Annotated in this window: 23 protein-coding genes; 11 read left to right on the top strand and 12 right to left on the bottom strand. The window is 71.9% G+C overall.

The features are described from left to right. Positions 1 to 114 precede the first annotated feature (114 nt). Both E1211_RS19535 and mtfM read right to left on the bottom strand, forming a co-directional pair. Positions 115 to 720 carry an FABP family protein gene (locus E1211_RS19535; protein WP_132350447.1) on the bottom strand — a complete coding sequence of 202 codons (606 nt, stop codon included), beginning with the start codon at positions 718 to 720 and terminating at the stop codon, positions 115 to 117. Next, a complete protein-coding gene (gene mtfM / locus E1211_RS33805; protein WP_267900765.1) occupies positions 717 to 821 on the bottom strand; it encodes a small membrane protein MtfM in 105 nt (34 codons plus the stop codon). Before mtfM ends, E1211_RS19535 begins: the two co-directional genes overlap by 4 nt. Before the next feature lie 12 nt (positions 822 to 833). Here mtfM and E1211_RS19530 point away from each other — a divergent pair, with 12 nt between their 5' ends. The 3 genes from E1211_RS19530 (at position 834) to E1211_RS19520 (ending at position 3732) form a co-directional block, all read left to right on the top strand. Beyond that, positions 834 to 1208 carry a DsrE family protein gene (locus E1211_RS19530; protein ID WP_132350446.1) on the top strand — a complete coding sequence of 125 codons (375 nt, stop codon included), beginning with the start codon at positions 834 to 836 and terminating at the stop codon, positions 1206 to 1208. A 92-nt stretch (positions 1209 to 1300) separates the two neighbouring features. Continuing rightward, a complete protein-coding gene (locus tag E1211_RS19525; protein WP_132350445.1) occupies positions 1301 to 1684 on the top strand; it encodes an SCP2 sterol-binding domain-containing protein in 384 nt (127 codons plus the stop codon). Then, positions 1681 to 3732 (top strand): glycogen debranching N-terminal domain-containing protein, encoded by a 2052-nt coding sequence (locus E1211_RS19520; protein WP_132350444.1) that lies wholly within the window; start codon positions 1681 to 1683, stop codon positions 3730 to 3732. Before E1211_RS19525 ends, E1211_RS19520 begins: the two co-directional genes overlap by 4 nt. 109 nt (positions 3733 to 3841) lie before the next feature. Here E1211_RS19520 and E1211_RS19515 read toward each other — a convergent pair whose 3' ends face one another. From E1211_RS19515 to E1211_RS19495, 6 genes are all read right to left on the bottom strand, one after another. Then, entirely contained in the window at positions 3842 to 4696 is an 855-nt protein-coding gene (locus E1211_RS19515) for a hypothetical protein (RefSeq protein WP_132350443.1), read from the bottom strand. Positions 4697 to 4854: 158 nt separating this feature from the next. Next, positions 4855 to 5187 carry a DUF1416 domain-containing protein gene (locus E1211_RS19510; protein WP_132350442.1) on the bottom strand — a complete coding sequence of 111 codons (333 nt, stop codon included), beginning with the start codon at positions 5185 to 5187 and terminating at the stop codon, positions 4855 to 4857. A gap of 3 nt (positions 5188 to 5190) precedes the next feature. After that, positions 5191 to 6039, bottom strand: a complete 849-nt coding sequence (locus E1211_RS19505) for a sulfurtransferase (RefSeq protein WP_132350441.1) — start codon at positions 6037 to 6039, stop codon at positions 5191 to 5193. Positions 6040 to 6247: 208 nt separating this feature from the next. Continuing rightward, positions 6248 to 6325 carry an Ms5788A family Cys-rich leader peptide gene (locus E1211_RS33930; RefSeq protein WP_311202345.1) on the bottom strand — a complete coding sequence of 26 codons (78 nt, stop codon included), beginning with the start codon at positions 6323 to 6325 and terminating at the stop codon, positions 6248 to 6250. A gap of 93 nt (positions 6326 to 6418) precedes the next feature. Then, positions 6419 to 7207, bottom strand: a complete 789-nt coding sequence (locus E1211_RS19500) for a DUF2993 domain-containing protein (RefSeq protein ID WP_132350440.1) — start codon at positions 7205 to 7207, stop codon at positions 6419 to 6421. A 130-nt stretch (positions 7208 to 7337) separates the two neighbouring features. After that, positions 7338 to 8384, bottom strand: coding sequence for a hypothetical protein (locus tag E1211_RS19495; protein WP_132350439.1), 1047 nt, complete (start codon positions 8382 to 8384; stop codon positions 7338 to 7340). 265 nt (positions 8385 to 8649) lie between these two features. Between E1211_RS19495 and E1211_RS19490 the strand changes: the two genes are divergently transcribed. The 7 genes from E1211_RS19490 to pstB all read left to right on the top strand — a co-directional run bounded on the left by E1211_RS19490 (position 8650) and on the right by pstB (position 15789). Next, entirely contained in the window at positions 8650 to 9369 is a 720-nt protein-coding gene (locus E1211_RS19490) for a response regulator transcription factor (RefSeq protein ID WP_207915431.1), read from the top strand. A 101-nt stretch (positions 9370 to 9470) separates the two neighbouring features. Beyond that, the gene (locus E1211_RS19485) at positions 9471 to 10391 is read left to right on the top strand and encodes a polysaccharide deacetylase family protein (protein WP_132350437.1); all 921 of its coding nucleotides are present in this window, start codon (positions 9471 to 9473) and stop codon (positions 10389 to 10391) included. A 55-nt stretch (positions 10392 to 10446) separates the two neighbouring features. After that, complete coding sequence (gene mshD, locus E1211_RS19480) at positions 10447 to 11373, top strand: mycothiol synthase (RefSeq protein ID WP_132350436.1); 927 nt, start codon at positions 10447 to 10449, stop codon at positions 11371 to 11373. Positions 11374 to 11676: 303 nt separating this feature from the next. Then, positions 11677 to 12777 (top strand): phosphate ABC transporter substrate-binding protein PstS, encoded by a 1101-nt coding sequence (gene pstS, locus E1211_RS19475; RefSeq protein ID WP_132350435.1) that lies wholly within the window; start codon positions 11677 to 11679, stop codon positions 12775 to 12777. Between the two features lie 38 nt (positions 12778 to 12815). Further along, positions 12816 to 13907, top strand: coding sequence for a phosphate ABC transporter permease subunit PstC (gene pstC, locus E1211_RS19470; protein ID WP_132350434.1), 1092 nt, complete (start codon positions 12816 to 12818; stop codon positions 13905 to 13907). Then, positions 13904 to 14992 (top strand): phosphate ABC transporter permease PstA, encoded by a 1089-nt coding sequence (gene pstA, locus E1211_RS19465; protein ID WP_132350433.1) that lies wholly within the window; start codon positions 13904 to 13906, stop codon positions 14990 to 14992. The genes pstC and pstA overlap by 4 nt, the downstream gene beginning before the upstream one ends. Before the next feature lie 20 nt (positions 14993 to 15012). Further along, positions 15013 to 15789, top strand: a complete 777-nt coding sequence (gene pstB / locus E1211_RS19460; RefSeq protein WP_132350449.1) for a phosphate ABC transporter ATP-binding protein PstB — start codon at positions 15013 to 15015, stop codon at positions 15787 to 15789. Positions 15790 to 15877: 88 nt separating this feature from the next. Here the strand turns inward: pstB and E1211_RS19455 are convergent, their stop codons facing one another. Then, a complete protein-coding gene (locus E1211_RS19455; RefSeq protein WP_132350432.1) occupies positions 15878 to 16711 on the bottom strand; it encodes an NUDIX domain-containing protein in 834 nt (277 codons plus the stop codon). Between the two features lie 70 nt (positions 16712 to 16781). Here E1211_RS19455 and E1211_RS19450 point away from each other — a divergent pair, with 70 nt between their 5' ends. Further along, positions 16782 to 17753 (top strand): Gfo/Idh/MocA family protein, encoded by a 972-nt coding sequence (locus tag E1211_RS19450; RefSeq protein ID WP_132350431.1) that lies wholly within the window; start codon positions 16782 to 16784, stop codon positions 17751 to 17753. 103 nt (positions 17754 to 17856) lie between these two features. Here E1211_RS19450 and E1211_RS19445 read toward each other — a convergent pair whose 3' ends face one another. The 3 genes from E1211_RS19445 to E1211_RS19435 all read right to left on the bottom strand — a co-directional run bounded on the left by E1211_RS19445 (position 17857) and on the right by E1211_RS19435 (position 20603). After that, the gene (locus E1211_RS19445; RefSeq protein WP_132350430.1) at positions 17857 to 18864 is read right to left on the bottom strand and encodes an inorganic phosphate transporter; all 1008 of its coding nucleotides are present in this window, start codon (positions 18862 to 18864) and stop codon (positions 17857 to 17859) included. Positions 18865 to 18868: 4 nt separating this feature from the next. Then, entirely contained in the window at positions 18869 to 19495 is a 627-nt protein-coding gene (locus tag E1211_RS19440; protein WP_076466922.1) for a DUF47 domain-containing protein, read from the bottom strand. A 118-nt stretch (positions 19496 to 19613) separates the two neighbouring features. Then, positions 19614 to 20603: a PPK2 family polyphosphate kinase gene (locus E1211_RS19435; protein ID WP_371686174.1), complete on the bottom strand. Its 990-nt coding sequence runs from the start codon at positions 20601 to 20603 to the stop codon at positions 19614 to 19616. Positions 20604 to 20654: the final 51 nt, after the last annotated feature.

The following is a 20654-nucleotide window of genomic DNA, read 5'->3' as shown; positions in this document are numbered from 1 at the left end:
GCGCCCCCGCCCTGCAGGAGCTCGTGGGCTTCCCCGTCGAGAGGACGTGATCCCGAGTCGGCGGGCCACCCGGCGGGGGCCCCGCCGACCCCGAGATCGACGGAGGTGGGCGGGTCAGCCGCCGACGCGGATGAGGCGGGCGGAGAGGTGCGGGTTGAGCCCCTGGCCGACCGCCGCCATGTCCTGGGCGTAGAGCAGCGCGCCCTCGACGATGCCGAAGAGGCGGTGCCCCGCGGTGACCTCCTTGGCCGTCGACGTCCGCACCACGGCGTCGGTGACCAGCTCGACCTGGGTGCCCTTGCGCCGCCCGAGGTAGAGCTCCATCACCCCGGTCGGATTCGTCATCAGCGCCTCGATCTCGTCGGTGGCCCGGTCACCGTCGAGCACCGGCCGCCACCAGCCCACCTCGCGGCCGGCCGGGCGCACCGGCCGGCTCTGCTCGTCGAGGATCCAGGCGCGCGACTCGTAGGAGAGGAACGGGCGCCCGTCGTGGCTGATCCGGATCTCCTGCGCGAAGTCGAAGTCCTCGACGGTGGGGTAACCGCCCCGCCCGCGACCCCGCCACAACCCGATGTACGGCAGCAGCCCGTCCAGCGTCGGGTGCAGCTTCGGACCGACCCGCAGGTCGTGGCTCTCCTCGTACGGGTAGGGGTCGACGGGCGGCGCGTTCAGCCACGGGGGTGGCGCCAGCGGGTTGTCCTCCGACGGGTTCGCGCTCACCAGTTGCCTCTCGAGATGCGTACGGCCAGATAGATCAGGCCACCGGCGAGCGCGCCCAGGCCGGCGACCAGCAGGCTGACGAACCCGATCTCGGTAACCATCGCGGCCATCCTATGCTGGGCCCCATGGCCCGTACTCTCGTCGTCAAGGCCACCGCCGGTGCGGACGCCCCGGAGCGGTGCGCCCAGGCGTTCACGGTCGCCGCCACGGCCGCCGCCGCCGGAGTGGAGGTCTCGCTCTGGCTGACCGGCGAGTCGACCTGGTTCGCGCTGCCCGGCCGCGCCGAGGAGTTCGACCTGCCGCACTCGGCCCCGCTGGCCGAGCTGCTGCACGTGCTGCTCACCACCGGCACGGTCACCGCCTGCACCCAGTGCGCCGCGCGGCGGGAGATCGGCCCGGACGACGTGCTGCCGGGCGTCCGGATCGCCGGCGCGGCGGTCTTCGTCGAGGAGGCGATGGCGGAGGGCGCGCAGGCGCTCGTCTACTGACGGCTCGCCCTCCCGGTCCCGTCGGTCAACCATCACGGCCGAGCAATGCCGATACCGGCCCGACATGTCCGGTTGCTGCCTACGATTCTGCTGTGGGCGAGGCCATCGAGCGGTTCTTCGAATCGCTACCGGCACGCGCCCCCGAGATCCTGCGCGGGCTGGTGAGCGGCACCCTCCAGATCGACCTCTCGGTGAGCGGTGGCACCACCGAGCACTGGCTGGTCCGGATGCGGCCCGGAGCGGTGGAGGTGAGCCGCGAGCGCGCCGCGGCCGACGCGATCTGGTACAGCAGCGCGGACCTCTTCGAGCGGATGGTGTGCGGGCAGGCGCAGGGCGTCGCCGCCGTGTTCCGCAACGAGAGCACGTTCAGCGGGAACGTCGTGCTCTTCCTGGTCTTCCGCCGGTTCTTCCCCGACCCGCCCGGCACCCGGGACCCCCGTGAGGTGGCGCGCCAGCAGACCGGACGACCGACGTGAAGGACCTGGTCAGCATCCTGGACGGCAGCACCTTCCTGGTGAGCGACCGGCGTGGTGACGTCGAGCCCTCCTTCGACTTCCCCACCGGCCTCTTCTCCTTCGACACCCGGTTCCTCTCCACCTGGCTGCTCACCCTCGACGGGGAGCGCCTGCACGCGCTCTCCATCGACGACGCGAAGTCCTACCGCACCCGGTTCTTCCTGGCCCCCGGCGAGCCGACCCACTACCTCGACGCCAACGTCTCGGTGATCCGCAGCCGGGCGATCGGCGGCAGCTTCACCGAGGAGCTGACCGTGCTCAACCACTCGGGAGAGGCTGTCGAGTTCACCCTGCGGCTCGACATCGGCGCCGACTTCGCCGACCTCTTCGAGATCAAGAGCCCGCGGCAGAAGAGGGGTCGGACGACGGCGACGGTGAGCGGCAACGAGCTCCGCCTCACCTACCGGCGGGAGGCGTTCCGCCGGGAGACGGTGGTCACGACCAGCGAACCGGCGGACATCGACGTGGCGGGCATGACGTTCCACGTCCGGGTGGGCCGGCACGGCGAGTGGACCACCCGGTTGCACGCGGCGACCATCGTGTACGGCGCACGCGGCGAGGACATCCGTTCCAGCCTGCGCTACGGCGGCAGCCGGGACATGGCCGTCATCGAGGCCGAGCAGAGCGAATTCGTCGAGCGGGCGCCGAAGCTCGGTTGCGACTGCGAGCCGCTCGCCACCGCGTACCGGCAGAGCCTCAACGACCTCGCGGCCCTGCGCTACGAGTCGATCGCGCTCGGCGTCCGGCTGCTCGCCGCCGGGCTCCCCTGGTTCATGACCCTCTTCGGCCGGGACAGCATGTTCACCTCGCTCCAGGTGCTGCCGTACCTGCCCGAGCTGATCCCGCCCACCCTGCAGATCCTGGGTGGTCTCCAGGGGCACCGGGTGGACGACTTCCGGGACGAGGAGCCGGGGAAGATCCTGCACGAACTCCGCTACGGCGAGACGGCCGGCTTCGAGGAGCAGCCGCACTCGCCGTACTACGGCTCCGCCGACTCGACGCCGCTCTTCGTCATCCTCCTCGACGAGTACGAACGGTGGACCGGCGACAGCCAGCTCGTGCTCCTGCTGGAGTCGGCGGCGCGGGCGGCGTTGGGGTGGATCGACAGCTACGGCGACCTGCTCGGCACGGGCTACGTCTGGTACCAGACCCGCAACCCGCGGACGGGTCTGGTGAACCACTGCTGGAAGGACTCGCCGGACTCGATCTCGTACGCGGACGGGCGGCTGCCCGGCTTCCCCCGGGCCACCTGCGAACTCCAGGGCTACGCCTACGACGCGAAGATCCGGGGCGCCCGACTCGCCCGCACGTTCTGGAACGACCCGGAGTACGCCGACCGGCTCGAACGCGAGGCGGCGGAGCTGAAGGAGCGGTTCAACCGCGACTTCTGGATCCCTGAGAAGGAGTACTACGCGCTCGCTCTCGACGCCGACGGCGGGCACGTCGACGCCCTCTCCTCGAACATCGGCCACCTGCTCTGGAGCGGCATCGTGGACGAGGAGCGGGCCGGGCGGATCGTCGACCACCTGCTCGGGCCGCGGCTCTTCTCCGGCTGGGGTGTGCGTACCCTCGCCGACGACCAGGGCCGTTACAACCCCATCGGCTACCACGTGGGCACCGTCTGGCCGTTCGACAACTCGATAATCGCTTGGGGTCTGCGACGGTACGGCTACCGCGAGGAGGCCGGGCGCATCTGCGACGCGATGCTCGCCGCCTCCCACTACTTCAACGGCCGGCTGCCCGAGGCGTTCGCCGGATACCACCGCAGCCTCACCGACTATCCGGTGATGTACCCGACCGCGTGCAGCCCACAGGCCTGGTCGACCGGTACGCCGCTGTTGCTGCTGCGGGTCATGCTCGGCCTCGAACCGCAGGGTGAGCACCTGGTCATCGACCCGGCCGTGCCGGAGGGCATGGGCCGCATCGAGTTGCTCGACATCCCGGGGCGGTGGGGCCGGGTCGACGCGCTCGGCCGCAGCCGCACCCCGACGGACGGCCGGCGCCCCTGACGTTCGCCGATTCGGCGCGCCCGTCGACGGCGGGTCTTCGCCGGCCGGAACCGGCTCGGCAGCCCGCCGGGGATCCGGGCGGGCAGGTGAGGCGCGGGCGGCGGGCGGGTCAGGCGCAGGCGGTGGTGGCGGCGAGGTGCGGGGCGTCGCCGGTGGTGTCGAGCACGACGGTGCTGCGGCCGGTGCGGTAGGCGTACACCTCCGCGGTCTCGAGCAGCGGGCCGCCCGTGGCGAGCGGGGCGAGCGCGGCGACCTGCGGCTGCGGGCCGAGGTCGGCGGCGGAGCGGGCGGTACGGGTGACGCCGCCGCCGGGACAGCGGGCGGTCACCAGCTCCGGGGCGGCCTCGGCGGGGAGGCCGAGGGCACGCAGCGCGTCGGTGAGCGCGGTCGCCTCCGCGCCGGGCGTCGCGGCGTTCCCGCTCCGCGGGTAGCCGGCGCCGATCGGGCGGCAGCCGGTGTCGACGGTCAGCTGGAACCGGCGTTCGCCGGCGGGCCGGCCCGCCACGGCGACGAACTCACCGGCGTCGGCGCGCAGCCGGAGCCCGTCCGGTGTCATCCGCACCCCCGCCCGCCACTCGGGCGGCAGCCGGTCGGCGATCCCCTCCAGCAGCTGCCGCTCGCCCCCCTCGGTCGCGGCCACCGCCACACCTCGGCTCAGGGTCGCGCCTTCGGCCAGCGGGCTGATCCGGCAACCCCGCTCGACCTGCGGCGGGGTCAGCTCCAGCACGGCGGCGCCGGCGGCGGCGGCCAGCTCGCCGACGGCCCGGTCGACCAGCGGGCCGGCCTCGAAGAGGGTGCGTTGCTCACGCACGGTGGGTGGGTCGTCGCGCACCGACGTCCAGGCGAGCAGCGCGAGCAGCAGTGCCCAGGCGACGGTCGCGACCAGCAGCCAGCGGCGGCGACCGGGGACCGCGGCGTCAGGACCGGTCGGCGGGGCGTACCCCGTCTGGACAGCACCGCTCACCGAGCCATCGTGTCACGCGGCGCCCATCCGCCCGGACCCGCGTCGCCTCCCGGCCCGGGTGGTGGGCTCCCGTCCACCGGATGCCCGACCCGCCGCGGTGCACGCCCGGGGCCGGTCACCCGTGCGGGTGACCGGCCCCGGGACGATCAGAGCGTGGGTCAGGAGGCGACGGTCACGGAGACCTCGTTGACGCCCCGACCGGCGGTCACGCTGGTGTCGCCGTTGCCGTGCCGGGAGAGCGCGCGCAGGGTCCAGGTGCCCGGCGCGGCGAAGAAGCGGAACTCGCCGGCCGCCGAGGTCACCACCTCGGCGGTGAACTCGCCGCTCGAGTCGAGCAGCCGGACGTACGCGCCGGGCACGACCTCACCGTCGGCGGAGCGGACCACGCCGCTGATGACGGTCTCCTTCTCCAGGTCGAGGCTGGCGGGCAGCGGCGCGGCCTGGTCGGGTGCGGCGCAGCCCGCGGCGGTGGGAGCGACAGGAGCAGTCACGACTCACACCTCCCCGGGCTCGTCGCCGAGCGCGACCGGCACGCCGACCAGCGAGCCGTACTCGGTCCAGGAGCCGTCGTAGTTCTTCACGTTGCGGTGCCCGAGCAGCTCCTGGAGCACGAACCAGGTGTGCGAGGAGCGCTCACCGATCCGGCAGTACGCGATGGTCTCCTTGCCGTCGTCGAGCCCCGCGTCGGCGTAGATCCGGCGCAGCTCGTCGTCCGACTTGAAGGTGCCGTCCTCGTTGGCCGCCTTCGACCAGGGCACGCTGATCGCTGTCGGGATGTGCCCGGCCCGCTGCGCCTGCTCCTGGGGCAGGTGCGCGGGGGCGAGCAGCCGGCCGGCGAACTCGTCGGGCGAGCGCACGTCGACCAGGTTCTTCGTGCCGATGGCGGCGACCACCTCGTCGCGGAAGGCGCGGATCGAGGTGTTCGGCTCCTGCGCGACGTACTGCGTGGCGGGCCGGGTCACCGCGTCCTTGACCAGCGGGCGGGCGTCCAGCTCCCACTTCTTGCGGCCACCGTCGAGCAGCTTGACGTCCCGGTGCCCGTAGAGCGTGAAGTACCAGTAGGCGTAGGCGGCGAACCAGTTGTTGTTGCCGCCGTAGAGGACGACGGTGTCGTCGTTGCTGATGCCACGCTCGGAGAGGAGCGCCTCGAACTGGCTCTTGTTCACGAAGTCCCGACGGACCGGGTCCTGCAGGTCGGTCCGCCAGTCCAGCTTGATCGCGCCGGCGAGGTGGCCGGTCTCGTAGGCGGAGGTGTCCTCGTCGACCTCGACGAAGACGACACCCGGGGTGTCGAGGTTCTTCTCGGCCCAGTCGGCCGACACGAGTGCGGTGTCGCGACTCATCAGATCACTCCCTGTGAGGATGGGCGGTGAGTCAGCGCGTGAGAAACGAAGATTGCCGATGTCGCACCACGCGCGGGACCCATGGGTTAGGACGGATCACGGGTTCGTGCGACGGCGCCGCTGCCGGGCGGATGGGGTGGAAGCACCGGAGGGTACGCGGACCCTGCGTGCCGATGGCCGCGTCAGGCGGCCGAGGACAGCCCCGCCGTCAGATGACGGGACGACACAGGCAGGTGGCCACGCGGCACAGGTCGACCGCGCGCCGTTTGGTGAGGAGGGTCCCCATGGGCAGCGAGCCTATCAGTCATGGCGCCGGGCGCCAGGGTGTCGACCAGCATCCGGGAACCGCCGCCCGGCACGATGCAGCCGGTCGGCGAGCTCAGCCCCCGGAGTTGAGGGGCACGTCGGCCGCGTCCGCGGTGACCGTCAACCCCTCCGGCGTCGGCCGGACCTCGCGGACGGTGAGCTGGAAGGGCAGTTCGGGCAGGGGCACGTCGACGGAGATGCTCCGGGCGTAGTTGTTCAGCAACGTGCGCGCCAGCGGGACGTCCGGCAGCCCCTCGGCGTTCAGGTCGTTGAAGCGGAGGCTGACCTTCCCCTGCTCGCCGACCGCCACGTCGGCGGTGCCGGTGACGGTGAGCTGTTGGCCGAGGACGTCCACCGGCGCGGTGACGGCCAGCTTCCCACCCTGCTCGCTGAGCTTGAGCCCGGGCCGGTCGAGCAGGGCGGCGAGGCTGTCGTAGCTGATGACGGCGGTGCCGTGCACCGTCTTCGCGACCACCTCGCCCTGCCCGGAGCGGATGGTGTCCAGCGAGGCGCTGACGTCGCGCGCGTCGACGTCGAGCCTCGGCAGGCTGACCGCGTCGCCCTGGACGGAGCCGCGGACCTCCCGCAGCACGATGGAGATGCGCTCGTACCGGCCGTCGAGCACCTGGGTCAGGAACGGGAAGCCGCCGACCTCGACCTCCGGCGGGGCGGACTGCGCGCCCTGCTTGGCCACCTCCTGGCGGACCTGGTCGGTGATGGCGCGCTCGGCCACCCCGACCGCCACCCGGTCGCCGATCACCAGGATCCCGACCAGCAGCAGGAGCAACACGACGAGCACGACGAGCGCCCGTCGCCCCCGCCGCCGGGTACGTTCCACATACGCCGGTTGGGCCTGAGCCACGCCGCCTCCTGTCCGTGGGCCGCTGCGCGGCTCGTCCTGTCACGTCCACCCGGCGCGGCGGGTCGTCGCTGCCGGTGCCGCGCCGTGGCGCCCGCTTGGTACCCGACCGGCATCGGGCTCAACCGTACGTTCAGAGGAAGAGCATGCACATCGCGTAGGCCGCCGGGGCGGCCAGCGCGAAGCCGCCGAGCGGACCCTGCATGTGCCGGGCGATCCACATCGTCGGCGCCTCGCCGGCCATCAGCCGGCCCGCCTCGGCGTACCCCACGGCGAGATCGGCCAGCACTGCGGCGACCGCCGCGACCAGACCGATGATCGCGGCCTTGGTCGGCGTGAAGGGGGCCACGAGGTAGCTGCCGAGCACCGCGCTGACCAGCGTGCCGACCATCGCGCCGCCGACCACGCCGGCGGCGCCACGAGGCACCTGCGGGGCGAGCCGCGGCCAGGGCGCCACCGCGTCGACGGCCCGGGCGACGGTGAGCGCGACGCCGCTGGCGGTCAGGCAGACGGTGATGGCCTGGGTGCCCGCGGGGACCCGGCTCAGCACGATGAGCGTGCCGAAGGCGACCACGCCCACCACGATCAGCAGGGTGCTGCCGAGCGAGTCGGTGACCCGGACCCGGTCGACCCGGCGTACCAGCTGACCGAGCACGCCGAGGAGGAAGCCGCCGGCCGCGACGTAGCCGAGCGGCGCCAGCCCGGCGACCTCCGACTGCACCGCCGCCACGTCGGCCGCCACCGCCACGCCGACGCTGACCAGCGCGACGAGCAGCAGCGCGGGCGGGCGCATGGCCATCGTCCAGGCGAGCACGAAGAGCAGCTGGACGCCGAGGATGATGATCGCGAAGGGCAGCCGGTGCCCCGGGCCGGAGGTCTGCGCCCCGAGCACCAGGCCGATCCCGAGCAGTACGGAGAAGCCCGCGACGGCGAGGGAGAGCGGTCGCCGGACCTCGACCGGCGGGATCTCCTCCTCCTCCGGCTCGTCGGCCGCGTCGTCCGGTCGGCGTGCCGGCTCACCGCCCCGCCGGATCCGGCGGGGTCCGCGCCGCCCGCGGCGCTCGCCGTCGTCGGCGCCGGGCGCACTACGTTGCTCCGGCGGCGGACCGTAGGTCGGCCCGGGCCGGGGCTCGTCGGACCACGGGTCGCGACCCGCCTCGGGCGAGGTGGAGGGAAACACGCCCCGATCGTGCCAGACCGGCCGCGCGGAGCGGAGGCCCCGCCCGCCCGTACGGGGGTCACGGTTTCGGCAACGTTAAAACCCGAGCGCCGATCGCGGACAAAGCGAACAAACGGGAAACGACCCGGGGGCGCGGGGAGACCGATCGGTTAGGCTCATGCCGTTACCCGCCCGTCAGAGACGCCGGGACCCACGCTAGTTCTCAGCACACCCCTCGACCGGAGTGTCGCTGGTCGCGCGCGGCCGACCGGCCGCCGGGACGGAGGTGATCGTGGAGATCCTGCTGCTGGTGGGCGCCCGCGCAGGTGAGCCGTCCACCGTGCTGCCGGCACTCGACCTGCTGCCGCACTCGGTACGCACCGCGCCGCGCGACGTACGCACCCTGGTCTCCGGTCCCAGCCCGGACGCGGTGCTGGTGGACGCCCGTTCCGAGCTGACCGAGGCGCGCGCGACGTGCCGGATGCTGCACGCCACCGGCCTCGGCGTGCCCCTGGTCGCGGTGGTCACCGAGGCCGGGCTGATCGCGCTGAACGCCGACTGGGGCGTCGACGACGTCATCCTCGCCTCGGCGGGCCCGGCCGAGGTGGAGGCGCGGCTACGGCTGGCGGTGGGGCGGCACACCAGCGCCGCAGCGGGCGCCGGCGGCTCGATCCGGGCCGGGGAGCTGACGATCGATCCGGACACCTACGCGGCGAAGCTCAAGGGAAGGCCGCTCGACCTCACCTACAAGGAGTTCGAGCTGCTGAAGTTCCTGGCGCAGCACCCGGGCCGGGTGTTCACCCGTGACCAGCTCCTGCGCGAGGTCTGGGGGTACGACTACTTCGGCGGCACCCGCACCGTGGACGTGCACGTCCGGCGGCTGCGGGCCAAGCTCGGCTCGGAGTACGAGTCGATGATCGGCACGGTCCGCCAGGTGGGCTACAAGTTCGTGGTGCCGCCGGCGCGTCCGCTGCCCGAGTCGGAGCCCGCGCCGCTGCCGGTCTGACCCGAACTCCTCCCAAGCTTTTCCCATATGCCCCTTTCGCCTCGATAGTCGGATCTATTCTGACTGCCTGATTGATGGCGAAAGGCATGGTGGCACGCGCGATGACCAACGGGGGCGGCACCTGGCGAAACGGCCGGGTAGGAGAGTTGCTGCGGCCCGGCTCGACCGGACGCGCGGCCGCGATCGCCGTCCTGGTGGTGGCCGCACTGCTCGGCTCGGCGTACGCGCTCGGCCGGAGCCTCATCCCGGACCGACCACAGCACAGCGCCACCGGGGTCACCGGCGACCTGAACGGCGGCCACTACGCCGACCAGCCCTCGGTCGAACCCACCGAGAGCGACCAGGCGGACCAGGGCGGCGACCGGAGCACACCGTCCGAGGCCGGACAGGACGGGTCGACGACCGACGCCACCGGCGACAGCCTCTTCGGGGCGCACACCACCACCGGCGACGAGCGGGTCGCGCTGACCTTCGACGACGGGCCGGATCCGCAGTACACCCCGCAGGTCCTCAACGCGCTGCGCGAGTTCGGCGTCCGGGCCACCTTCTGCGTGGTGGGCGAGATGGCGGAGAGCCACCCCGACCTGGTCCGGGCGATCGTCGCCGACGGGCACACCCTCTGCAACCACTCCTGGAACCACGACATCGCCCTCGGCAAGCGGTCACCGGACGCCATCCGGGCCGACCTGCTCCGCACCAACCGGGCCATCCGGGCCGCCGCCCCCGACGCCCCGATCGTCTGGTACCGGCAGCCCGGCGGCGCCTGGACCTACCCGGTCGTCTCCGTGGCGAACGCGCTCGGCATGACGCCACTGCACTGGACAGTGGACCCGTCCGACTGGCAGGCGCCCGGAGCCGCGCGAATCGCCGCGACCGTCACCTCCCAGATCGAGCCGGGCTCGGTGGTGCTGATGCACGACGCGGGCGGGAACCGGCAGGGCACCGTGGAAGCCCTCTGGCAGATCCTTCCGGAGCTGACCGCGCGGTTCGAGCTGGAGGCGCTGCCCACCGACCGGACGTGAGCCGACCCCAACGGGGGACGGCGGCCGCCGGAACGCGCCGGGCTACGGTGGACGGATGAGCAGCGCCGAGCCCACGCCCGACCAGGTGACCCGTGCCGACCGGCTCTCCGCCGCGGAGATCGCCGACGTGCTGACCCTGGCCCGCGCGGCCGGCGACACCGACGGGGCCGACCCCTTCGACGAGCACACCCTGCTGCGCCTGCGGGACCCCGAGGCGCCCGCTGTGCACCTGGTGGCCCGGGCCGACGACGGGACGCTGACCGGGTACGCCCACCTGGACACCACCGACCCGGGCGCCGGCGTCGGAGTCGAACTGGTGGTGCGCCCCGGGCACCGGCGGCGCGGCACCGGCCGCGCCCTGGCCCGGGGCGCACTGGCCGCGGCCACCGGCCCGCTGCGTGCCTGGGCGCACGGCGACCACCCGTCCGCCGCCGCGCTCGCGGTCGACCTCGGCTTCGCCCGGGCGCGGGTGCTCTGGCAACTGCGCCGCTCGCTGACCGCCCCGCTGGCCGAGCCCGCCCTGCCCGACGGCGTGACGGTGCGCGCCTTCCGGCCCGGCGTCGACGACGACGCCTGGCTGGCGCTCAACGCGCGAGCCTTCGCCGAGCATCCCGAACAGGGCCGATGGACCGCCGACGACCTGCGCGTACGGCTGGCCGAGCCGTGGTTCGACGCCGCCGGTTTCCTGCTCGCGGTGGAGGAGTCGAGCGGCCTCCTGCTCGGGTTCCACTGGACGAAGGTGCACGAACGCCCGGGCTCGGCCCGGATCGGCGAGGTCTACGTGCTCGGGGTGGACCCCGCCGCGCACCGCGGTGGTCTGGGCCGGGTGCTGACCGCGGCCGGCCTCGCGTACCTGCGGGACCAGCGCGGGCTGGACCGGGTGATGCTCTACGTCGACGAGTCGAACGGCCCGGCGGTCGCTCTCTACCAGCGGCTCGGCTTCCTGCCCTGGTCGGCGCACGTGAACTACCACCGGGACTGACCCGCCAGGTCTCCGCCGCGCCCACCCCGACCGGTCTCCCCGGGATAACAGGTTCGGCACGGGGCAGTAACAGCCGACCGGAAATATAGCCATACTTCCGACACGCGTCCGCGAGTTCACTTAACGGACAACCCGCCCTCGGCGAGCGGTCACCTCGTCTGTCAGACCTGTTCACCTCACGTTCACTTGCGACCGGCGAACCGGCTACCTGGCGCTCCTAACTTGTGGAATCGGCCGGTCACTGCCGGTTCCCCCCGGGCCGACACCGGGGCGCCAAGTCAGACGTGAAGGGAAACCCCTCAGGTGAAGCTCCAGCGGCTCGGCGCGATTGCCACGCTCGCTCTTACCGCGACGTTCGCTCTCAGCGCATGCGGCTCGGACAACAACGAGCCCGCGACCGGCGCCTCCGGCTCGGCCGCCGCGGCCGACTGCGCGACCGGCACCATCAACGCTCAGGGCTCTTCAGCCCAGAAAAACGCCATGGACGAGTGGATCAAGGCGTACCAGCAGAAGTGCACCGACGCTAAGATCAACTATGAGCCCAGCGGCTCCGGCGCGGGCATCCAGGCCTTCATCGCCGGCACCGCCGACTTCGCCGGCTCCGACTCCGCGCTGAAGCCGGAGGAGCAGCCGCAGGCCGACGCCAAGTGCCCCGGCGGCCAGGCCATCAACCTGCCGATGGTGATCGGCCCGGTGGCCATCGCCTACAACCTCGACGGCGTGGACAACCTCCAGCTCAAGCCGGCCACCCTGGCCAAGATCTTCGCCGGCAAGGTGACCAAGTGGGACGACGCGGCCATCAAGGCCGACAACCCCGGTGTCACGCTGCCGTCGACCGCCATCAACGCAGTGCACCGCTCGGACTCCTCCGGCACCACCGACAACTTCACCGACTTTCTGAGCAAGACCGCCGAGGCCGACTGGACCTTCGGCAAGGCCAAGGAGTGGAAGGCCCCGGGTGGCACCGGTGCCGCGAAGTCGGACGGCGTGGCCAGCGCCATCAAGGGCCAGGCCGGCACCATCGGCTACGTCGAGTGGTCGTACGCCGAGAACGGCGGCCTCAAGATGGCCAAGGTCGGTAACGGTGCGGGCGAGTTCGCGGCGCTGACCGCCGAGTCGGCCGGCAAGACCATCGCCGGCGCCACGATCGCCGGTCAGGGCGACGACCTGAAGCTGTCGATCGACTACAACACCAAGGAGGCCGGGGCCTACCCGATCGTCCTGGCGACCTACGAGATCGTCTGCAGCAAGGGTCTCGCCGCCGACAAGCTGCCGCTGGTCAAGGGTCTGCTGAGCTACGCCGCCAGCGCCGAGGGCCAGAACTCGCTTACCGAGCTCGGCTACGCCCCGCTGCCGGAGACCGTCCGCACCAAGGTCGAGGCCGCCGTCAAGAACATCTCCTGACCTGACACACCACCTCCGCAATCGAATCGAGCGAGCAGATGGGTGAAACCCCCCACCGCTCGGCCGACGCCGGCACCGGCGGGACCCGCGTGACTGAAGGTCACGAGCGTCCCACCGGTGCCTCGGCGCGTGTGGCCGAGGCACCAGTCAGCACCCGTACCCCGGGCGGCACCGGGCTGGGCGGCGGCGGCGCGTTGCCGCGGGCCCGGGCGTTCGGCGCCGAGCGAGCCTTCCGGGGCCTCACGCTGGCCGCAGGCACAGTGGTCCTGGTCATCATCGCAGCGATCGCGGTCTTCCTGGTCGCGAAGGCGGTGCCGGCACTGCGCGCCGACACCGAGAACTTCTGGACCTTCGAAGGCTGGTTCCCGAACGACGCGGAGCCGAAGTTCGGCATCGGCGCTCTCGCCTTCGGCACCGTCCTCACCGCCGCCCTCGCGCTGCTGGTGGCGGTGCCGGTCGCCCTGGGCATCGCGCTCTACCTCTCCCACTACGCGCCACGCCGGGTCGGCACCACCCTCGGCTTCCTGATCGACCTGCTCGCCGCCGTACCCAGCGTGGTCTTCGGCCTCTGGGGCCGGGAGATCTTCCTACGGCCGGTGCACGACTTCTCGATCTGGTTGAACAAGTACTTCAGCTGGATCCCGCTCTTCGGCGGCGAGGGCCCGTTCGGCAAGTCGATCCTGCTCGGCTCGCTGGTACTCGCGATCATGGTGCTGCCGATCATCACCTCGCTCTCCCGCGAGGTGTTCCTACAGACCCCGACCGCCAACGAGGAGGCCGCCCTCGCCCTGGGCGCCACCCGCTGGGAGATGCTGCGGACCGCGGTGCTGCCGTACGGCCGTCCCGGCATCATCGCCGCGGTCATGCTCGGCCTGGGTCGCGCGCTCGGCGAGACCATCGCGCTCGCGATGACCCTCGGCATCACCTTCAACATCTCGTTCAACCTGATCGAGAACGGCGGTAACAGCATCGCCGCGAACATCGCCAACACGTTCGGCGAGGCGAACGAGACCGGACGGGGCGCGCTCATCGCCTCCGGCCTGGTGCTCTTCGCGATCACGCTGATCGTCAACATCACCGCGCGGGTGATCATCTACCGCCGGCGAGAGTTCACGGAGTCGGCCGCATGACCACCACCGTCACCAGCCACCGCCCCCGCCCGGCCGCCCAGCCGGACACCCTGCGGGCGAAGCGACTCCCCCGGTACGCCGCACCGGCCATCGCGCTCGCCGCGCTGCTGGTCGCCGCCGTCGTGGTGTACGGCGCCGGCATCGGCGGCCCGGTGCTCGTGGTCGTCCTCGGCGCGCTGCTCTACCTGGTCGGGCTCTTCGTCGCGGCGAACGCCGTCGAGGGGCGGCGGGCGGCCCGCAACCGCACCTGGAGCGCACTGATCCACTCGGCGTTCGTGCTCGCCGTCCTGCCGCTGGCGTCGGTGGCCTGGACGCTGATCAGCAAGGGCGTCGAGCGGCTCGACGGCGACTTCTTCCTCACCTCGATGAACAACATCGGGGCCCGGGACCCGAACGGTGGCGCCTACCACGCCATCATCGGCACCCTGGAACAGGTCGGCGTCGCCGCCCTGATCTCCGTCCCGCTCGGCATCCTCTGCGCCATCTACATCGTCGAGTACGGCCGGGGCAAGTTCGCCTTCGCGATCCGCTTCTTCGTCGACGTCATGACCGGCATCCCGTCGATCGTCTCCGGTCTCTTCGTGCTCGCCTTCTGGGTGCTGATCGTCTCGCCGTGGTTCAACGACGGCCGACCCAGCTTCTCCGGCTTCGCCGCCGCGCTCGCGCTGAGCGTGCTGATGCTCCCCACGGTGGTGCGCTCCACCGAGGAGATGCTCCGCCTCGTTCCGGCTCCGCTGCGCGAGGGCGCGTACGCCCTCGGCGTGCCGAAGTGGAAGACCATCCTGCGGGTCGTGCTGCCGACCGCGTTGCCGGGCATCGTGACCGGCGTGATGCTCGCCGTCGCCCGTGCGGCCGGCGAGACCGCGCCGGTGCTGCTCGTCGCCGGCGGTGGCGCGGCGATCAACTTCAACCCGTTCGAGAACAACCAGTCGTCGCTTGCGCTCTTCGTCTACCAGCAGGCCGGCGACGCGTCGCGGTACGCCCCCGCCCGGGCGTGGGCCGCGGCCCTCACCCTGGTAGCCCTCGTCCTGATCCTGACGATCGCGGCGAAGCTGCTGGCCCGTCGTAACCGGCTCGGCCGATGAACTTCGGAGGTACCACCACCATGGCCAAGCGCATCGAAGCCTCGAACGTCACCGCCTACTACGGCGCCTTCAAGGCGATCGAGAACATCAACATCACCGTCGAGCCGAAGACGGTCACCGCCCTGATCGGCCCGTCCGGCTGCGGCAAGTCGACCTTCCTCCGCTCGATCAACCGGATGCACGAGGTGCTCCCCGGTGCCCGGGTCGAGGGCAGCCTCACCATTGACGACCAGGACATCTACGACCGGGACGTCGACGTGACCGCCGTCCGGCGCATGATCGGAATGGTCTTCCAGCGGCCCAACCCGTTCCCCACCATGAGCATCTACGAGAACGTGGTGGCGGGGCTGCGCCTCAACGGCGTACGGAAGAAGTCGATCCTCGACGAGGCCGCCGAGAAGGCGCTGCGCTCCGCGAACCTCTGGGACGAGGTCATGGACCGGCTCGGCAAGCCCGGCGCCGGCCTCTCCGGCGGTCAGCAGCAGCGGCTCTGCATCGCCCGGACGATCGCGGTCGAGCCCCAAGTGGTCCTGATGGACGAGCCCTGCTCGGCGCTCGACCCGATCTCCACGCTGGCCATCGAGGACCTGATGTTCCAGCTCAAGGACAAGTTCACCATCATCATCGTCACGCACAACATGCAGCAGGCCGCCCGGGTCTCGGACCGTACGGCCTTCTTCTCGATCGAGAAGACCGGCGACCCCGGCCGCCTCATCGAGTACGACAACACCCAGAAGATCTTCAGCAACCCGAGCCAGAAGAAGACCGAGGACTACATCACCGGCCGCTTCGGCTGAGCCGGCCGTCGACGTCGCCCCGCACGGGCGGCGCGGATGACGAAGAGGGTGGTCGTCCCCCAGGGGGCGGCCACCCTCTTCCGTACGGTCAGCGCAGCCGGAAGCGCGGTTCGCCGCCCTCGGGATCGTCCAGGCGCGGGGTGACCGGCGTCGCCGCGTCCCGGTCGGCGGCGGCGCGCGCCACCCCGGCCAGATCGCCCGCCGCGGCCACCTGCCCCAGCGTCACGAGGGTCGGCGGCAACATGTTCAGCTCACCCGCCTCGGCCCGGGCCCGGGCCTCCGCCGGCGGGAGCCAGAGCGTCCGGTCGGCCTCGCGGGAGACGTCCCGGGTCCGCTGCCCCTCGGGCAGCAGGGCCACGAAGAAGTACGTGTCGAAGCGGCGCGGCTCGAACTCCGGCGTGATCCAGCGGCTCCAGGGCAGCAGCAGGTCGGAGCGGAGGGTGAGCCGGCGATCGGCGAGCAACTGCGCGAAGCCCACCTCGCGCTGTTCCAGGGCCACCCGGGCGGTCTCCCACTCGTCCCCGCTCACGTCGCCGAGGACGCTCGCCGGATCCGCGCCGGCGAGCAGCACCCCGGCCTCCTCGAAGACCTCGCGGGCCGCCGCGCAGACCACCGCCTGCGCGGCGTCGGGCGCGAGCCCCAGCCGCTCGCCCCACTCGGCCGGCGCCGGGCCGGCCCAGTCCAGGTGGGCCTCGGAGTCCGACCGGTCCACCCCGCCGCCGGGAAAGGCGTACATCCCGCCGAAGGCCATCGCGGCGACCCGCCGGATCAGGTAGACCTCGAAGCCGGCGCCGGCCGGACGGAGCAGCAGCACGGTGGCGGCCACCCGGGGCGCCGCCGGCACACCGCCCTCGGCACGGAACCGCCGGGCGTGCTCCACCAGGGCCGGCGGTGCGGGGAAGCCGGCGGGGTCGATCGTCATGCCGTGAGCCTAGTCGCGGCGCCGGGAGAGCATGATCGACCGTTCACCTGCCTGGACTAGCGTTGCTGCCATGACTCGTTGGGGCATTCTGGCCACCGGCCACATCGCCGCTCGCTTCGTCGAGGACCTCCGGCTGGTGCCGGACGCCGAGCTGGTCGCGGTGGCGTCGCGTACGCCGGAGAGCGCGCAGCTCTTCGCGGAGAAGCACCGGGTACCGCGCGCCTACGGCTCCTGGGCGGAGCTGGCCGCGGACCCGGAGGTCGACGTCGTGTACGTGGCGACGCCGCACTCCGCCCACCACGCGGCCGCCATGACCTGCCTCTCGGCCGGTCGGGCGGTGCTGCTGGAGAAGCCGTTCACGCTGGACGCGGCGAGCAGCAGGGAGCTCGTCGAGACCGCCCGCGCCGCCGGGGTCTTCCTCATGGAGGCCATGTGGATGCGGACCAACCCGCTGATCCTGCGCCTGGTCGAGCTGATCGCCGAGGGTGCGATCGGCACCGTGACCAGTGTGCAGGCCGACTTCGGCGTGCCCGGTCCGTTCCCGCCCGAGCACCGGATGCGCGCCCGCGTGTTGGGCGGCGGCGCCCTGCTCGACCTGGGCATCTACCCGATCAGCCTGGCGCACCTGCTGCTCGGCGTGCCCCAGCACATCCGGTCCTGGGCCAAGATCGGCCCGGAGGGCGTGGACGAGAACACCGGCGTCGTCCTCGGCTACGACTCGGGCGCGGTCGCGACGCTCAGCTGCGGCATCATCGGGGCCACCCCGCTGGTCGCCTCGGTCACCGGCACCACCGGCCGGATCGACCTGCCGGCGCCGTTCTTCCGGCCCGACTCGCTGACCCTGCACCGGGCCGGCGCCGAGCCGGAGACCATCTCGGCGGAGGTGCCCGGCGGGGGTTACCAGTACGAGGCGATCGAGGTGCAGCGCTGCCTGGCCGAAGGGCTGCTGGAGAGCCCCCTGGTGCCGCACTCCACCACTCTCGAGGTGATGACCCTGCTCGACACCATCCGCGGCCAGATCGGCGTCGACTACGACGCATAGCCAGGGGCCCCGGTCGCCGTCGCCGCGGTGACCGGGGCCCTCTGCCCACCTGTCTCGTCCGGAGCCGGGCTCCGGATGCCGGGCTCCTGGGCGAGCCGCGGGCTCAGCCGAAGAGCGGGCGCACCACCAGATACGTGATGCAGGCGATCAGTGCCGCGGCCGGGAACGTGATGATCCAGGCGAGCACGATGTTGCCCGCGACGTTCCAGCGAACCGCGGAGAGCCGCTTCGTCGCGCCCACACCCATGATCGCCGAGGTGATCGTGTGTGTCGTGGAGATCGGCGCCTTGAGCACCAGGGCGTTGAAGTAGAGCACCGCGCTGGCCACCGTCTCGGCCGCGAAGCCCTCCGGCGGACCCAGGTCGATGATCTTGCGGCCGAGGGTACGGATGATCCGCCAGCCGCCCGCGTACGTGCCGAGCGCCAGCATGGTCGCCGAGGTCCAGAAGACCCAGCCGGGGATGTGCGTCTTGCTCTCCTGGAAGCCACCCGTGTAGAGGGCGAGCACCACGATGCCCATGGTCTTGGCGGCGTCCTGCATGCCGTGGCCGACCGACATGGCCGCCGCGGACGCGGTCTGCGCCCAACGGAAGCCCCGGTTCAGCTTGCCCGGCTGGCCCTTCCGGAACAGCCAGAGGATCGCGAGCATCACCAGGTAGCCGAGCGTGAGGCCGACGATCGGCGAAAGCACCATCGGCAGGATGACCTTCTCGACGATGTTCATCCACTGGACCACGCCCCCGGCGGCGAGGAGGGTGGCGCCGACCAGACCACCGAAGAGCGCGTGCGAGGAGGACGACGGCAGGCCGAAGTACCAGGTGATGAGGTTCCAGCAGATCGCGCCGAGCACGCCGGCGAAGACGACCCCGAGGCTCCCCACGCCGGTGGGGAGGGTGACCAGGCCGTCGCCGACCGTCTTCGCCACGCCCGCGCCGAAGTGGGCCCCGACGAAGTTGCCGACCGCGGCCAGCAGGAGGGCGACCCGGGGAGTCAGCGCCCGGGTGGAGACGCTCGTCGCGATCGCGTTGGCGGCGTCGTGGAAACCGTTGGTGTAGTCGAACACCAGGGCAGCCGCGATCACCGCCAGTACGGCGATGAGTTCGGGTGTCACAGGCTCAGGACTCCTTGACCGCGATCGTCTCGACTGTGTTGGCCACGTGCTCGAAGGCGTCGCACGCGGCTTCCAGCTCGTCGGCGACCTCCTTCATCTTCAGCACGGTCAACGCGTCGTACTCGCCGGAGAAGAGTCGGACGAGCAGCATCCGGTACGCCTGGTCACCGTCGTTCTCCAGCCGGTTGCACTCGATCCAGTAGTCCTCGAGATCCTTCATCGACTTGAGCCGGGGCATCGCCTCGGCGGTCAGCTTCGCCTGCTGGTCGAGCACGTTGACCAGCTCGTGCATCTCCCGGGGCAGCGACGGCAGCTTCGTGAGGCCGTAGAGGTAGAGGAGGTTCCCCACCGCCTCCAGGTGGTCCATCACGTCGTCGAGCAGCGAGCCGAGCCGGTAGATGTCCTCCCGGTCGAACGGGGTGATGAAGGTAGAGTTGATCTTCTTGTACAGCTCGTGGGTGATCTGGTCGCTGTCGTGCTCCACCTCGGTCAACCGCTCGCTGACCGACTGCACCTCGACCCCGGGGAGAGCCAGCTCGTTGAGCAGCTCGGTACCCCGGACCAGGTTCTGCGCGGCCCTGGTGAAGAGCTCGTAGAAGGCACCCTCGGTGGGGCGGAAGGAAAACTTCACAGCACGGACCTCGTCGTGTCGGTGGAAGGGTGGCGGACGCCGCCAGGACGCCTGCCCTGGGAATGCTAGGGAACGTCGGCGGCGGGAAATTCCCGGCCCACCCCTGGCCAGGCCGCATTCATCGCCCGTTCACCTGACGTTCACCTCGGGCGTCCCACCCGTCTCCGCCGCCCCCTGACAACAACCGTTCCCGTTCCCGTACCGGGTCGAAACCGGCCGGCGGATACCCGAGGTGAAGGGTGTCGAACGTCTCCCGGAGCAGATGGGCCACCGCCCAGTCCCGGTACCACTTCCGATCGGCGGGCACCACGAACCAGGGCGCGGCCTCCGTCCCGCAGCGGCTGAGCGCCTCGGCGTACGCGGCCTGGTAGTCGCTCCACCGGCTCCGCGCGTCCACGTCCGCCGGGCTGTACTTCCAGTGCTTGCGCGGCTGGTCGAGCCGGTCGAGCAGCCGCTCGCCCTGCTCCGCGTAGGAGATGTGCAGCATGACCTTGACCAGGATCACGCCCCCCTCGGTCAACTCGCGCTCGAAGGCGTTGATCTCGTCGTACCGGGCCCGCCAGGTGGCCTCCGGCACCAGCGCCTCGACCCGGGCCGCCAGGACGTCCTCGTAGTGGGAGCGGTTGAAGACGCCCAGGTAGCCGGGGGCCGGCAACGCCCGCCGGATCCGCCACAGGAAGTCGTGCCGCAGCTCCTCCGGCGTCGGTGGGCCGAAGGAGCGGATGTGCAACCCGAGCGGGTTCATGGCCCCGGCCACCCGCTTGATCACGCCGTCCTTGCCGCCGCAGTCCATCGCCTGGAGCACCAGCAGCACCCGCCGCGCCAGAGCACCCCGGCCGCCGCGCGGCGCACCCGTGCGGGCCGACGTGGCCCCGGCCGCCTTCGCCTCCGCGTAGAGCATCTCCTGCTGCCGGCCCAGCTCGGCCCCGACGAGCCGCACCTGGGCCCGGGCCCAGGCCTTCGGGCGCCGGCCGGTCACCGCCCCGTCCGGCAGCCCCGGCGTGGACCGGGGGTGGACGGCGTCGAGCTGGACCGGCGCGGTCGCCCGCAACTGCCGCCGCAGTGGCCCGCCGGCCGGTGCTATGACTTCGATCTCACGAGATGCCACCCTCGGATCATCGCCCGCCCGGCCTGACCCCGCCCGGCAACGCTCCCCCTC

The organism is Micromonospora sp. 15K316 (assembly GCF_004348525.1).
Classification (GTDB): domain Bacteria; phylum Actinomycetota; class Actinomycetes; order Mycobacteriales; family Micromonosporaceae; genus Micromonospora.
The sequence above is the reverse complement of the archived record's forward strand: the minus strand, read 5'-3'. Positions and strand labels throughout refer to the sequence as shown.